Consider the following 14718-nt stretch of genomic DNA (forward strand, 5'->3'; position numbering starts at 1 on the left):
CACCATCCCCTTATTATTTTTATAACACACTCTTTCATTCTCATAAATAAATTTCGAAGATGTTATAAATTTCTTCAACATTAAATGGTTTTGATATGCAATGATCAATCCCTAGATTCATAAGTATCTCTCTATTTTCAATAATGGTATATGAAGACATTCCGATTATAGGAATATTTTTTCCTTTTACTCTTGATATTCTCATTTCCTTAATTTTTTCAAAATCTTCTAATTTATTTAATTTCATATCTAGCAATATTAAGTCTACATAGTTACAATTTAGGATTTTCAACGCCTCGCTTATATTATGTGCATGGATATATTTACAGCCTCTTCTCTCCACTATACTCTCCATAACTTCTTTGTCAATTGAATTAGTTTCAATACAAAGTATAGCTTTATTCATCCATAAATTATTTATCTTATCATCTTCGCTAATTTTATTATCGTTCATTACCTCTATATTCTTTTCATAATAATCACTTTTTTTAAAACTACATGTAAACATAAATGTAGACCCTTCTCCTAGTGTGCTTTCAAAGCTTATATTTCCATTCATCATCATAGCAAGCTGCTTAGATATAGATAATCCTAGACCAGTTCCTGTATATTTCTTATTTACAGATATATCACCTTGACTAAATATGCCAAAAATTTTACTCTTAAATCTTTCGTCTATTCCTATCCCTGTATCTGCTATTGTAAATTTAATTTTTACATAGTCATTATCTGAAGATACTTTCGTTACCCTAAAGGATATATATCCTTTTTCCGTAAATTTTACCGCATTACTAATTAAATTATCTAATATTTGTTTTAACTTTAGTTCATCTCCAATTGCTATAAATTCTGCATTTGGATCAAAATAATATCTTATTTCTAATCCTTTAGAATTTCCTGATTCCAATAGATTTGTATAAATATCATCTGTTATTTTTTTTAAAGCAAATTTACCATCATTTAATTTATGTATACCGGCCTCTATTTTTGAAATATCTAAAATATTATTTATAATTGTTAATAGTTTATTTCCAGAGTTTTTTAGCAGTTTTATATACTTACTTTGCTCCTCACTCATAGGTGTTTTTTCAAGAAGCTGAATTGTTCCAAAAATGCCATTCATCGGAGTCCGTATTTCATGGCTCATATTGTCTAAGAATAATGACTTTATTTTATTAGCAATTTCAGCTTCTTCCTTTAATACTTCCAATTGTCTATATTTTTCAACAATGATTTTTTCTTTTTCAGCTAGATCTGTAATATCATGATAACAAGCTAAAGCCATAATTAAATTTCCACTTGTGTCATATATAGGAGTAGAATTTACTCTAATAGTTAGTTCTTTATCTAAGCGCTTAATTATAACTGTTTTATTTTTTATTTTTTCGCCTCGTAATGCGCATTTTAAAGACAAATTCTCTACATGGATTTCATTCCCTGATGTATCAAAAGCTTGCTTAGTTATGTTAAAATCTTCTGCATTCTTTACGGCATAATAATCAGAAAGAAGACTTCTTCCTTCTGCATTCATCAAAATTATTTTACCTTCCTTATCTGCAATGTAAATTGCATCAGAAATATTTTCAATGACAGCTTCTAATTGCTTTTTTTGCATCTTTATAATTGTATTGCTATTAACCTGTTCAGTAACATTTCGAGTGCATAATAGCGCCTTTACTATATCTCCATCTTCATCATATAGAGGACTGCCACTTACATTAAAGTGATATTCTAATCCCTTTCTCTTAAGCGTCATTCTATATTCATTAATCTTTTCACCCTTTAGTACTCGATAGCTAGGCAAATTTTCTGGTTTGATTATATTATCATTGGAATCGTAGAATTTCACTTTTAACAAATTTTCACTAATTTTGTTTGCTAATCCAATATTATAAAAAAAGTCTTTTGCACTGGAATTTAGAATATTAATATTACCTTCTTTGTCAATTGTAAACAATCCCTCGGACATATTTCTAATTATAGCTTCTAATTTATTCTTTTGCTCTTCTATAATCTTTGCTTGTACCTCTTCCGTTATATCGTCAATTATTAAAACATATCTTTCAAAATTTCCTTTTCTATCAAATATAGGCTTGCCACTAATAACAACATGTTTCTCGAAATTTCTAGTTCCTATTATTACTCTATAATTATTTATTTCCTTTCCTTTTTCTATATAACTAAACTTACTCTTTTCAAATTCAATTCTATTTTTATTTACATCAAAAATCATTATTTCATCTTTTATATCATTTATATTGCTTATTTTATTTGCTTGAAATAATTCCAAGATAACTTTGCTTATTTTAATTAACCTTCCACTTTTATCAAAGATGCTTATCTGCTCATCTGCTAAATCCATTATAGCCTCGATTTTTTTATCCCTTCTCTCAATTTCAGCAGCTTGAGCTTCAATAACCATCTTATTTCTTATTCTATCTGTTACATCAATACGATTCTCAATATAATATTTTACTTTCCCCTCTTCATATATTGGTACTATTGCTGAATCAAAATATGTTACTCCTGTTCCATGTCTATCACTCATAAAATATTTTACATAGCACGTCTTACCTGTTTTTATAACACTTATCCATTTTTCCCTTATTTTATCTTCCTTAAAATCTTTAGCTATTTCTTCTATTGATTTACCAATGCAATTCTCTTTCATATTAAATGGTTCATCCATATAGTTAATATATTTTTCATTAGCTTTTAACAAAGTTATATCTGGCGCAGAATAAATTGCAATTCCATATTTATTATCAAAACATAACTGTTCTGCATATAGGAACTTATTTTCAATACGTGAATTCTCTTTTTCATGGAAAAAATATAATATATCCGTTTTGTCGTGATCTATCTTCTTAGAAATAATCACTTCTCTTGGTTCAAGTGACTTAGTGAATATGTAGACACTCATTTCATCACTAATACTTTCAAATTTATCAAAAAAATTAGTTTTCAATGTTTTACTAAGTTCTTTATATGATTTTCCTAATAGTTCTTCCTTGTAATACCCTGTTAAATCAACAAATTCTTCGCTTACTTTAATCACTATCTCATTTGAAATAGTAATAGATGGTTTTGGATTTCTTTTACTATTAAGTGGCATTGATTCTTCCTCCGTAAATATAAATTCTTATAACATGTATGAAATTTCCATAATGCATATAAAATATAAATTCTTCAAATAGAATACATTTAATTCATTATATCATCTATACTATTATTAATAAAATAATAACAATAACCCATTTAACACGTTAATAACTCTGAAATCACAAAAAAGCCAGTAGAACAATTAATTATATAAATAGTTCTACTAGCTTTTCGTAATCTTATTAAATTTCTAAAGAGTTATTTTCACGATCTTAGTCTTATAGTTATTACTTAAGACCTTGTTCGTAATCTTCGATCATATGCTTTACCATATAACCACCAACATATCCATTTTGTCTTGAAGAAAGGTTTCCTTTATCAATGTTTTCATAATTATTTAATCCAACTTCTGAAGCAACCTCAGCTTTTAATCTGTTTAATCCTGCCTTTGCTTCTGGTACTAATGTTCTATTTCTTCCACTGTTATTTGATGACATATGCATCAACCTCCCTTAATTAATATAAATTTTGTTTGGCATTAATATATTAACCATTATGACAAATTATAATCTATTAAAATACTAGTAAAAATAGTACTGATAGCTTGTATTAAATATTTTTCCCTATTGAAGAATTAAATTGATATTTATAACTTAGATTTATGCAATAATCCACCGAAATCATAAATATTTTGATTCCGAAAAGCTATGAAAATATCGCTGAAGGCTCTAAATTGCAGGTTTCACCACTAATGCTTGCTCCCAATTTCATTGTGACAAGCATTAATGGAACAACCGTTAGCGGAAACTCGACTCACATACGTTCGCTGAGTAAGTGATTCACACCGAATCAAAGATTCGGGTTCACTACTTAAGGGCCTTTAACAGCTCATATTCAATGCCTGTTGCATAAAAATGTTTCTGCTTTCTAGTATTGTATTTATTGCAAAGTGTAAATGAAATTCTTAAATTGTTTATCTATAATTAGGTCATCTTAAATTCTTCTTTTTCAAAACTTAATATAAACTAATCTTAATTAGACTAGTATCAATATATATCCAATATATATATAACAAAATCCATAAATAAGGTTTTCCTATTAACATATTAGTATATATATGCTAACATAATATACGTTGTAGTATTAAATACTTTAATACAATATACTTTTGAGACATGACAATATTGGAGGCATAATAATGGAATTAAAACATAAAACAAATACCTATAAAACTTTATTTCATTGGCATAGTTTTAGATTAAGACTTGTTGTTGAAGGTATTGGGATAGGTATTACTGCTGGCCTATTGATTGTACTATATCGATATGCACTTGAAAAAGCAGGAATTCTTTTAAATTATATTTATAAAAGTATATCATCAAATTATATACTTGCACTTCCATGGATTTTAGCACTAATAGTTATAGGCTATATTGTTGGATTGATGGTTAAATATGAGCCAATGATCAGTGGAAGCGGTATACCTCAGGTAGAAGGAGTTTTGCTTAGAGAACTTGATATGACATGGTGGAAAGTTATACTTGGAAAATTTTTAGGTGGAGTTCTTTCCATAGGTTCTGGTCTCTCATTAGGAAGAGAAGGTCCATCTGTTCAATTAGGAGCTGCAGTTGGACAAGGCTTTAGTAAAGTATTTAGGCGAATAAAGATTGAAGAAAAATACCTTATTACAAGTGGAGCTAGTGCTGGATTAGCTGCTGCATTTAATGCACCTTTAGCAGGAGCAATGTTTGCATTAGAAGAAGTTCATAAAAACTTTTCACCTTTAGTTTTACTTTCAGCTCTATCTTCTGCATTATCAGCTGATTTTATAGCTAGTGAATTCTTTGGATTAAAACCTGTTTTTGACTTTAAGAAATTAGATTCAATACCTCTGAAATTTTATTTTTATATAATATTATTGGGTATTATTTTAGGACTCCTAGGTGTTCTTTTTAATAAACTCCTTTTAAAAACTCAAAGTCTATATATAAAACAAAGATGGCTTAAAAAAGAATTTCGAGTAATAATACCTCTATTAATTTCAGTTTTCCTAGGACTTTTATTGCCACAAGTTTTAGGTGGCGGACATGAACTTATAAGCTCACTTATTACTGAAAAATCACCCTTGATGATTTTAATCATTATCCTTATAGTAAAGTTTTTATTTACAATGGCAAGTTTCGGATCAGGAGCCCCTGGCGGAATTTTTCTTCCACTACTTACTATTGGAGCTTTAATAGGTAATATATATGGGATTATATTAGTACATTTTGCACATGTTAATGATATTTATATCTCTCAGTTTGTAATTCTTGCAATGGCTGGGTATTTCACAGCTGTAGTAAAATCACCTTTAACTGGAATCATATTAATTACTGAGATGACAGGTTCTTTTAATCATTTGCTTTCTTTAGCTGTAGTCTCTATTGCTGCATATATAGTTGCTGATATTTTAGCATCAAAACCTGTTTATGAAGCATTGCTCGAAAAATTTCTGCAAGATATAGGTGAACATATTTCTATAGGTAACAAGAAGAATAAATCTATATTAGAATTCCCAGTATGTATGGGATCAAATTTAGATAGCAAGCAGATTAAAGAAGTAAAATGGCCCTCTTATTGCTTGCTAGTTGCAGTTAAACGTGGTGAAGATGAGATAATACCTAAGGGAGACACTACTATTTTACCTGGTGACTATCTAATTGTACTTACAAACGAAGATAAAGTTACTAAAATAAGTGATACCTTAATAACCATGACTGAATGTAACGAAATACAAAAGTCCATTAATCAATAAAATTTATTTTTAATCTACACTATGTTTTATTTAGAAGTTCAAGTCAATAAGATAATTATTTCTTTTAAATTAATTATTAAATACTATTAACAATGTCGTCTTATTTAAATCAAAAACACAATAAGTTGAGGTTTTTTAAATATAAAAATCTCAACTTATTTATTCCTTAAATTATTCAATTCCATATTACCCATGGTTTTCATTCTTATTTCTCTTTGATACATGAAGCTTTTCATTAGCATATATCCCTGCATAAAATACATCATTAATATCTTCAATCTTTTGCTTTTTCAACTCCTTATGAATCCAATTTTCATTCACTCCTGCACTTTTTAAATTTTCTCTTATTATTTCTCCATCAATTATTACATCTTTCATAAGTCCTTCACTTGTAGTTTTAATGTTCATTTGGGATGGAGTAAGAGGCTTTTTATCGGCTTTGGGGAGCACAGATAACTCCCCATCAGTTTCCATTATCGCAAATTCCACATCTGCTAAACTGAATGCATTCTTTTCTCTCATCTTCATCATTAATTCATTGACTGTTAACTTCATATTTTTCATATTTTCCTCAACAATATTTCCATTTTCAACTACAGTTACTGGTTCTGAATTAGCTAGCTTTCTTATTTTAAAACTTTTAGTATCTAGATATGCACTTCCAATACTTAATGTTGATATAACTATTAGTGCTATAATTGATGATAAAAATGTACTTTCTGATCCTATCATAGCATTTGCAACTAATGATCCCATTGACATACCTACAATGAAATCAAAAAGTGTCATGTGAGAAATAATTTTCCTTCCCATGATCCTTGCTAATATCAGTGCTAGTGCATAAACAGCAATACTTCTCAAAATTACATTAACTATAGAATAGTCCATTTTTATTTCCTCCTAACAATAGTCTAAATATGATTCATTTGCATTCTTATAGAAGCTTTGTAATCCATAGTAATACTAAGTTAGTATGTGTTAAAAAATAGAATCTATCACTTAAAAATCCTCTTTAAAATTAACATTTAAGGTTTGATACTAGCTTAATCTTTAATCTGTAAATTGTATTGATATAATATTTTTCTTTAATATGAAAAAAAGTAATTTAAAAGACTTTTATTAAACTCTTTTAAATTACAACAAGAAAAGGACATCCAAGATGATTTTTAATCATTTTGAGACATCCTCTTTACTTATAATTAATTAACTGTTGCACTTTTCTACACTCTCTAGATTAACTTTAAAATATATGCTTAGATATTTTAAACTATTAATTTCTAAATCTTTATTTAGATCAAATTCTTACTTATTTAAATATTTTGTTTTCTGCCTTATTAACTAAGTATCTAAACCAATAAGTATATAATTCTGGCTTTTCTATAACATCCTTTTTAACCTCATTAATATCAACCCACTTAAAATCATCTACTTCATCTTTATTTACAATCACTTCTCCATCATATTTCCCGATAAATACATGATCATATTCATTTTCAAAAAGATCATATTCAAGTTTTACTTTATAAATAAAACTAAATACTTCTTCAAGTTCACATGTAAATCCCATTTCTTCCCTAAGCCTTCTATAAATCGCATCATGTAAACTTTCACCGTATCTTGGATGACTACAGCACGTATTTGTCCAGAGGCCAGGCGAATGATATTTTTCCAAATTCCTTTTCTGTAATAACAATTGATTTTTGGAATTAAATACTAATATAGAAAAAGCTCTATGCAATGTTCCTTTGAGGTGAGCCTCCATTTTTTCAATCGAACCTATTTCTTTATCAAACTCATCTACAGCTATTATATATTCTGCCATTTAATTTCCCCTTCCATTTAAACTAATATAATCAAAACTTACATCATTAAAATAATTGTATTCGCAATATAGGTAAAAAAGCATCTTCCATTAACCAATATATGAATTTGCTATAATAAGCTAACACTATTGTCTTCATTTATTAATTTTTTATAGCCTTTTCCCCATTCACACATTGCACTTAGAATTGGCTTCATGCTTTCTCCAATGCATGTAAGTCCATATTCTACTCTTGGTGGTGATTCTGGATAAACTTCTCTGTAAATTATCCCATCTCTTTCTAATTCTCTTAACTGCATTGTCAATGTTTTCTGAGTAATATTAGTTAATAATCTTTGTAATTCATTGAATCTAATAGTTCCTCTCGACAAATGCCAAAGAATTGCTATTTTCCACTTCCCGCTAAGTATATTTATAGTTAAATTCATAGGGCAATCCGACTCTAAATCAATTGATTTTGACATTAATTTATTCTCCTAACACATTTTTGTAACAATCTATCTTCTATTTAATTACCTTAATGGTATCATTTTTGATATCACATATCAAATTTGTGCGTACTTTTATGATAATTCTATTAATGCTATTATTTTATAAAACCAATAAGGAAGGAAGATATTATATGAATGAAGTTTTGAAAACTATAAGAAATAGAAGAAGTGTAAGAACATATTTACCTACACAAATAACACAAGAAGATTTGGATTTAATTATCGAATCTGGGATATATGCGCCTTCTGGTCATAATGATCAGCCATGGCATTTTACTGTTATTCAAAACAAAGAAATATTAAAACATATCAATGATAAATCAAAAGAGTTAATGGCTCAATCAGAAATCAGCTGGATTAAAAATATGGGGGCAAATCCCAAGGTTAATTTAATATACGATGCTCCAACCTTAATAATTGTATCTGGTAATAAAAATGCACTTTCTCCAAAAGTTGATTGCTCCGCAGCAATACAAAATATGCTTTTAGCAGCAGAAAGCTTAAACATTGGCTCTGTTTGGATTGGCCTCATAACATTTTTCTTAAAATCAGAAGATGAAGCCAAAAAACTCGGTATTCCAGAAGGATATGAAGCCTATTATGGTGTTGCTCTAGGATACAAGTCATTAAACAAAGAATTAATTGCTCCTAAGAGAAAATTAAATGTAGTGAATTATATACGATAATGGTTAAATCATTCCATAAATATCTGTATTTATAGATAACCCACCTAATACCTGAACTTATGCATATAACTCACCGAAATCATAAATATTTTGTTCCGAAAAGCTATGAAAATATCGCTGAAGGTTCTAAGCAGCAGGTTGTATCCAATTTAGCATGCTCCAACTTTCCAAGGGAAGCTCGACTCATTACATTCGCTGAGGAAGTTCGAGAACCCAAAATAAAATTTTGGACTCTCACTTCACAAGCTAAAATGGAACAACCGTTAGCGGAAACTCGACTCACGTTCGTTTACTGAGTAAGCGATTCTCACCAAATCAAAGATTTGGGTTCTCTTCTTAAGAACCTTTAGCAGCTCATTTTCAAATGTTTTCTCCACAAATATATTTATGATTTCTAGTGAAGATATTAAATTAAAGTTTTAGCAACTTTGTAAATATATTCATATAATAAGTCTAATTCTTAGATTATTTATCTAACTTGGACTTATGCAATACTTTACAGAAAGAAGAAACATTGTTATTTCACAGGACTATGAAAATTTCACTGAAAGTTCTAAATTGCAGGTTTCCCCACTAAAGCTTGCTCCCAATTTCATTGTAACAAGCATTAGTTTAACAACCTACAATTAAGAGCCTTTAACAGCTCATTTTCAATGCCTGCTGCATAAAAATGTTTCTTCTTTCTAATAAGGTATATTCTATACGTCAATTAATTTCTTAATTTCATTTAATAAAACAGGAAATTTAGTATACCCATCACGATCGATAAAATGCTTTCCTGATTCAAGAATAATAAGATTTGCATTTAGCTCATTCTTCTAATAGTTTCATCCATCGAAATATATTCTGCATATCTTCCATCCCATATAAATTCATTGTAGTATTTATATGTTTGTTCTGCTGACATGAATTTATTGTCAACAGTTGTGTTTGCATAAGCAGGGACTATCATATTGAAGCCATGCTCAAATCCACATTTTATAGTTGCGTCGACACATAGATCTGTTTGAATTCCTACAATTATTATATCTTTTTCGTCTTTATCCATTAAATATTCTAATAAGCCTGTCCCTTTAAAAGCACTATTTACTTTTTTATCAAATATTTTTTCGTCATTAATTGGCTGAAATTTCTCATACACTTCAAATCCGTCAGTTCCTTTTGTTAACTCGCTCCCAGGTCCATCATCATGACGTATATATATTACTTCAATATCATTTTTCCTTGCTTCACTAATTATTTTTTCTACATTCGATACAAATGCATTAAAGTTATATAATCTTTCGTTTGTTATTAATTTTTGTGTATCAACTACTAATAAAACCATTTTTTTATTCTCCTTTTATAAATTACTACTTTCCTTTATTCCAATTATAAAAATCTTTTAGATCTTCTTTACGTTTCTGTGATAGCTCTGTTTTCTTAATACAATGAATTGCACCTTCCAGTGCCAGCAACCTATGGATACATGCAGAAGGATCAATTTCTTGTATCTTAAGCCATGCCTGCTCTGCTCCAATTGCTTTTAATTCATCATAAGTAAATATCCCTACTTGATTCAATTGCCTTTCCACTTCTTTGCCGATATTAGGTAGCTTTGATAATTCTCCCATGATAAAACTTCCTCTCAAATCTGATTAATAAAAATCAAATACATTTTAAAGAAACCTAGGTGATTTTTTCTATTTTTAAGTATATCAAAAAGCTTAACATATTTCATCTGATTTTATAACCGGCCTCACATATTTTTTGAATCTGCTTTTTTGAACCACATTAGAAAAATTTAGAAACTAAATATATTTTCTCTTAAGATGTAACCTTCTAGTTCCTTCTTTTCGTAATTTATACACTCACCACAATATCTGCTGATTTCACTTCAATATAGACTCCTAGAGAATAAAAAAGAAAGAGAATTTTACCTGTTACAGCTCGATTCCCCTTCATCAATTAAGTAAATTATCAATTTATCCCATGTATTAGAATATAAATTCTAATATTCTTAAGAATGTATATTGTTTAGAATATTACCATATTTATAATTTCTGTAAACTATCACGGATATCTATATTAATAACTACCTTAAAAGAATTTTATTTTATCTTCCACTTTGAACTTTCCTGCTGCAATTCTACCATCTTGGCATAAATTCCATTTTGTTTTAATAATTCTGATGGGGTTCCTTGCTCTGTTACATATCCATCGTTTAATACAACTATCTTATCTGCACCTGATATTGTTCGCATTCTATGAGCAATAACAAGTACTGTTTTATCTTTAATAAGGTTTGAAAGTGCCTCTTGTATCTTTGTCTCATTTTCCACATCAAGAGAGGCTGTTGCTTCATCTAATAAACTTACAGGAGCATTTTTTAACAAGGCTCTTGCAATAGAAATTCTTTGACGCTCTCCTCCTGATAAAGTTGAACCATTTTCTCCTATCACCGTATTATATCCCTCTGGCATCCTTTTTATAAACTCATCACAGCATGCCGCCTTAGCTGCTGCTATTACTTCTTTATCTGTTGCATTACGTTTTCCTAAACGAATATTGTTCATAATTGTATCATTAAATAGTATGACATCTTGAAATACTATAGAATAATTTTTAAGAAGCACTTCTGGATCCACAGAATTTATATTTACTCCACCAAGAGTTATGCTTCCTTCAGTGACATCCCAAAATCTTGCAGCCAACTTTGCTGCTGTACTTTTTCCACCCCCTGATAAACCTACTAAAGCAGTTATTTGTCCCTGCTTCGCAGTAAAGGATACGTCTTTTAAAACTTTTTCGTTGTTTTTATTGTCATATGAAAATGCTACGTGATTGAAAATTATATCATACCCATTTGTTTTGCATATCTCTGATCCAAGTTGAACTGGATGATCTTGCATCTTCTGCATTCTTTCTATTTTAAGGCTTGATGAAAATATATCTGCAAGATTCATTAAGGAATCGCAAATTGGATCATAAAATCTTGAAGCAGCAATCAAAAATACTAAATATATAAATAAATCCGTCTTTCCTTTTGCAAGAAGATTTCCACCTATTAAAATTACTGTGGCAAAGCCAACTTTTAGAAGCATCTGTCCGCTAACTACCATAATTCCTGTAGTAAGCTCATTTCTAACTTGTATCTTTTCAGCATTATCTATAATATCATCTAACTTTAAAAGATATTCTTTTTCTTGATTATAAGCTTTTAAATCCTTTATAGTCTCTAGGCATTCCTGTATTCCATCAGCAACTTTTCGTTTCGCAGCGATGTTTTTTATGCTAAATTTATTTTGCAGTTTCTTCGAGCAAATGACGATTAAAAACGATATAGGCGCTACCCACAAAAGTGCAATTCCAATACGCCAATCAAAAATCAACATTCCTATTCCAACAAGTATTGTAGATACAATAGCACCAATAAACTGCGGTATTGCATGCGAGAATACATGCTCTAAATCTGTACAATCTACCATAATTGAATTTGTTAAATCAGATAAGTCTCTCCTTCCAAAAAAAGATAGAGGAAGCTTTCTTAATCTTTCGGCTAAATTTATTCTTCTGTTAGCACTTTCACCATAAACTGCAATAAATGAAGATTTATATTGCATCCAATTTACAGCAAACAATATAACTAATGTTATAAGAATCATTATAATATATTTGGACAGTTGTAAATTAATGTTTATACCATCTGTAATTGGAGCTAACATATCTCTAATAACCATAACAACTAGTCCCACTGGAATCATCAAAGCGATATCTGCCAGTGTACTAAAAAGTATTCCTTGTAGCAAATCTTTTGCGCCTTGCTTGGTCAATGCAAATTTATCACATAGAATATTAATCATATAAGAACCTCCTTATCATTACCTTTACCTAACCTCTTGCTTTTCTTAAAAGAGCTATCGTTATTCTCATCTAATTTCTTTGTTACTTTCCATGAAATAGATTTGCAGTACTCTTTCCACATATGAGCATACATACCGCCATTTTTTAATAATTCTTCATGCTTTCCTTGTTCTTTTATCCTTCCATCTGACATAACTAATATTTTATCTGCTCCACATATAGTAGATAATCTATGAGCTATCATAAGCACTGTTTTTCCTTTAGTAAGTTTTTCGAAAGCCTTTTGTATTTGACTCTCATTCTCAGGATCTGCAAATGCTGTGGCCTCGTCTAGTATTACAATAGGTGAATCTTTTAATATAGCCCTAGCCAAAGCTATTCTCTGACACTCTCCACCAGATAAATATATTCCTTTTCCACCAATTACCGTATTAATGCCTTCTGGAAATTTTTCTATAATATCTGTACATTGTGCTTGTCTAACTGCTTCAAGCACCTCATCTATGGTTGATTTTGGTTTGGCTATTCTAATATTTTCTAAGATACTTGCTTTTAAGAGCCTTGTATTTTGAAATACAAAAGAAACTTTGTCCATTAAATCCTTTTTTAAAACATCACGAACATCAACACCATCTATTTTAACATTCCCATTATTAACATCGAAAAATCTTGGTATTAAGCTTGCTACCGTACTTTTTCCACCACCTGATGCCCCTACTAATGCTATAGTTTCACCTTCATTAATAGTAAAACTTATATCATCTACTGTAGGCGACGTATTTCCTGGATAAGTGAACGTAACATGTTCAAATGAAACTCTTCTTCCATTTATTTTTTGTGGATCTTCTGGCTCTTTTAAAGGCTTTTCATCCAAAATAGCATCAATCCTTTTAACTGCCTCCTTAGCCACCATAATGTTTTCCATTATCTTCATTATCTTAGTTAACATATTAACACTTACTGGTGTAAATAATACATAAAATATAAAATCAAGTAAAAAACCTTTATAATCTGATGTATTTTTAATAACGAGAATTCCAACTGGTATCAAAAATGCAAAAGCCCCATTGACAGCTACTGTAAATATAGTCATAGGAATCTGACACTCAGCAGCATAACTAGATGCAAATTTACTATATTTATTAATTGAATCGTGGAAACTCTTAAAAGAAAATACAGTTTGTTGAAATACTTTTACTACTGGAATTCCTCTTATATATTCCACAGCTTCATTGGACATTTCCTCAAGAGCATTTTGATATTTTTCTATAGAATCTGCTTTTTCTCCCCCCATTAATTTTTTCAAGCAAAGAACACCTATTACTGTAGGAATTAGGCAAACTGCTCCAAGTCTCCAATCAAAAATAAACAGTAAAACAAATATTGCAATTGGTGATACTATCGCTCCTGCTAAATCTGGAAGCTGATGAGCTAAAAATGTCTCTGTTAAGCCTGCATTATCATCAATAACCTTTCGGAGCTTCCCAGTATTGTTGCTTGAAAAAAATCCTAATGGAAGTTTTACTATATGATGAATAGCCTTAATTCTCATGTTCCTTGCAATCCTAAATGCAGAAACATGTGAACACATAAGTGCTATAAAATATATTAACATACTTACTACAGCTAAAAATACAGCACACCATCCATAAAATGAAAGTTCCATAACATTAGGTGCTTTCGGAAGTGACGTAATAATCTCTCTTGCTACAAACCATAAACAGACAAATGGTCCTAATGCTAGAACAGCACTTATAGCGGACAAAACAAATGCCAGCAAAGTTAAAAATTTATACTTTCCAGCGAACTCCATCATTCTGGAAAGTCCTTCTTTCTTTTCAATCATTTAAATTCCTCTTTTCTGCTACATAATTTCTTCAAAATAACATTGATTATGATACGTACCATTTTACAATTTACTGTAAATCAGCACTCCTTTATAAAATAGTGATTTAGATTATTATTTCTGTGCCATTT

General features: G+C 29.6%; 11 protein-coding genes. 2 read left to right on the forward strand and 9 right to left on the reverse strand.

Annotated features, from left to right (window positions below; all coding sequences use genetic code 11):
- Window positions 1–40: 40 nt before the first annotated feature.
- The gene (locus PZA12_RS15635) at window positions 41–3115 is read right to left on the reverse strand and encodes a PAS domain-containing hybrid sensor histidine kinase/response regulator (RefSeq protein ID WP_103698598.1); all 3075 of its coding nucleotides are present in this window, start codon (window positions 3113–3115) and stop codon (window positions 41–43) included.
- 274 nt (window positions 3116–3389) lie between these two features.
- On the reverse strand, window positions 3390–3599 hold the full coding sequence (locus PZA12_RS15640; RefSeq protein ID WP_077842644.1) for an alpha/beta-type small acid-soluble spore protein: 210 nt from the start codon (window positions 3597–3599) through the stop codon (window positions 3390–3392).
- 701 nt (window positions 3600–4300) lie between these two features.
- Between PZA12_RS15640 and PZA12_RS15645 the strand changes: the two genes are divergently transcribed.
- A complete protein-coding gene (locus tag PZA12_RS15645) occupies window positions 4301–5899 on the forward strand; it encodes a ClC family H(+)/Cl(-) exchange transporter (protein WP_078116198.1) in 1599 nt (532 codons plus the stop codon).
- A 186-nt stretch (window positions 5900–6085) separates the two neighbouring features.
- Here PZA12_RS15645 and PZA12_RS15650 read toward each other — a convergent pair whose 3' ends face one another.
- The 3 genes from PZA12_RS15650 to PZA12_RS15660 all read right to left on the reverse strand — a co-directional run bounded on the left by PZA12_RS15650 (window position 6086) and on the right by PZA12_RS15660 (window position 8185).
- Window positions 6086–6787, reverse strand: a complete 702-nt coding sequence (locus PZA12_RS15650; protein ID WP_078116197.1) for a DUF421 domain-containing protein — start codon at window positions 6785–6787, stop codon at window positions 6086–6088.
- Between the two features lie 418 nt (window positions 6788–7205).
- Window positions 7206–7721: an isopentenyl-diphosphate Delta-isomerase gene (gene idi / locus PZA12_RS15655; protein WP_103698597.1), complete on the reverse strand. Its 516-nt coding sequence runs from the start codon at window positions 7719–7721 to the stop codon at window positions 7206–7208.
- Window positions 7722–7831: 110 nt separating this feature from the next.
- The gene (locus tag PZA12_RS15660) at window positions 7832–8185 is read right to left on the reverse strand and encodes a winged helix-turn-helix transcriptional regulator (protein WP_078116195.1); all 354 of its coding nucleotides are present in this window, start codon (window positions 8183–8185) and stop codon (window positions 7832–7834) included.
- A gap of 158 nt (window positions 8186–8343) precedes the next feature.
- Here PZA12_RS15660 and PZA12_RS15665 point away from each other — a divergent pair, with 158 nt between their 5' ends.
- A complete protein-coding gene (locus tag PZA12_RS15665) occupies window positions 8344–8898 on the forward strand; it encodes a nitroreductase family protein (protein ID WP_078116194.1) in 555 nt (184 codons plus the stop codon).
- A gap of 805 nt (window positions 8899–9703) precedes the next feature.
- On the opposite strand, the gene PZA12_RS15670 is transcribed toward PZA12_RS15665, so the two are convergent.
- The 4 genes from PZA12_RS15670 to PZA12_RS15685 all read right to left on the reverse strand — a co-directional run bounded on the left by PZA12_RS15670 (window position 9704) and on the right by PZA12_RS15685 (window position 14587).
- Window positions 9704–10225, reverse strand: a complete 522-nt coding sequence (locus tag PZA12_RS15670; RefSeq protein WP_103698596.1) for a cysteine hydrolase family protein — start codon at window positions 10223–10225, stop codon at window positions 9704–9706.
- A 25-nt stretch (window positions 10226–10250) separates the two neighbouring features.
- The gene (locus tag PZA12_RS15675; protein WP_041897537.1) at window positions 10251–10511 is read right to left on the reverse strand and encodes a TfoX/Sxy family protein; all 261 of its coding nucleotides are present in this window, start codon (window positions 10509–10511) and stop codon (window positions 10251–10253) included.
- Between the two features lie 477 nt (window positions 10512–10988).
- Window positions 10989–12740 carry an ABC transporter ATP-binding protein gene (locus PZA12_RS15680; protein WP_103698595.1) on the reverse strand — a complete coding sequence of 584 codons (1752 nt, stop codon included), beginning with the start codon at window positions 12738–12740 and terminating at the stop codon, window positions 10989–10991.
- Window positions 12737–14587 carry an ABC transporter ATP-binding protein gene (locus tag PZA12_RS15685; RefSeq protein WP_103698594.1) on the reverse strand — a complete coding sequence of 617 codons (1851 nt, stop codon included), beginning with the start codon at window positions 14585–14587 and terminating at the stop codon, window positions 12737–12739. Before PZA12_RS15685 ends, PZA12_RS15680 begins: the two co-directional genes overlap by 4 nt.
- Window positions 14588–14718: the final 131 nt, after the last annotated feature.

This window comes from Clostridium beijerinckii (genome assembly GCF_036699995.1).
Taxonomy (GTDB): domain Bacteria; phylum Bacillota; class Clostridia; order Clostridiales; family Clostridiaceae; genus Clostridium; species Clostridium helianthi.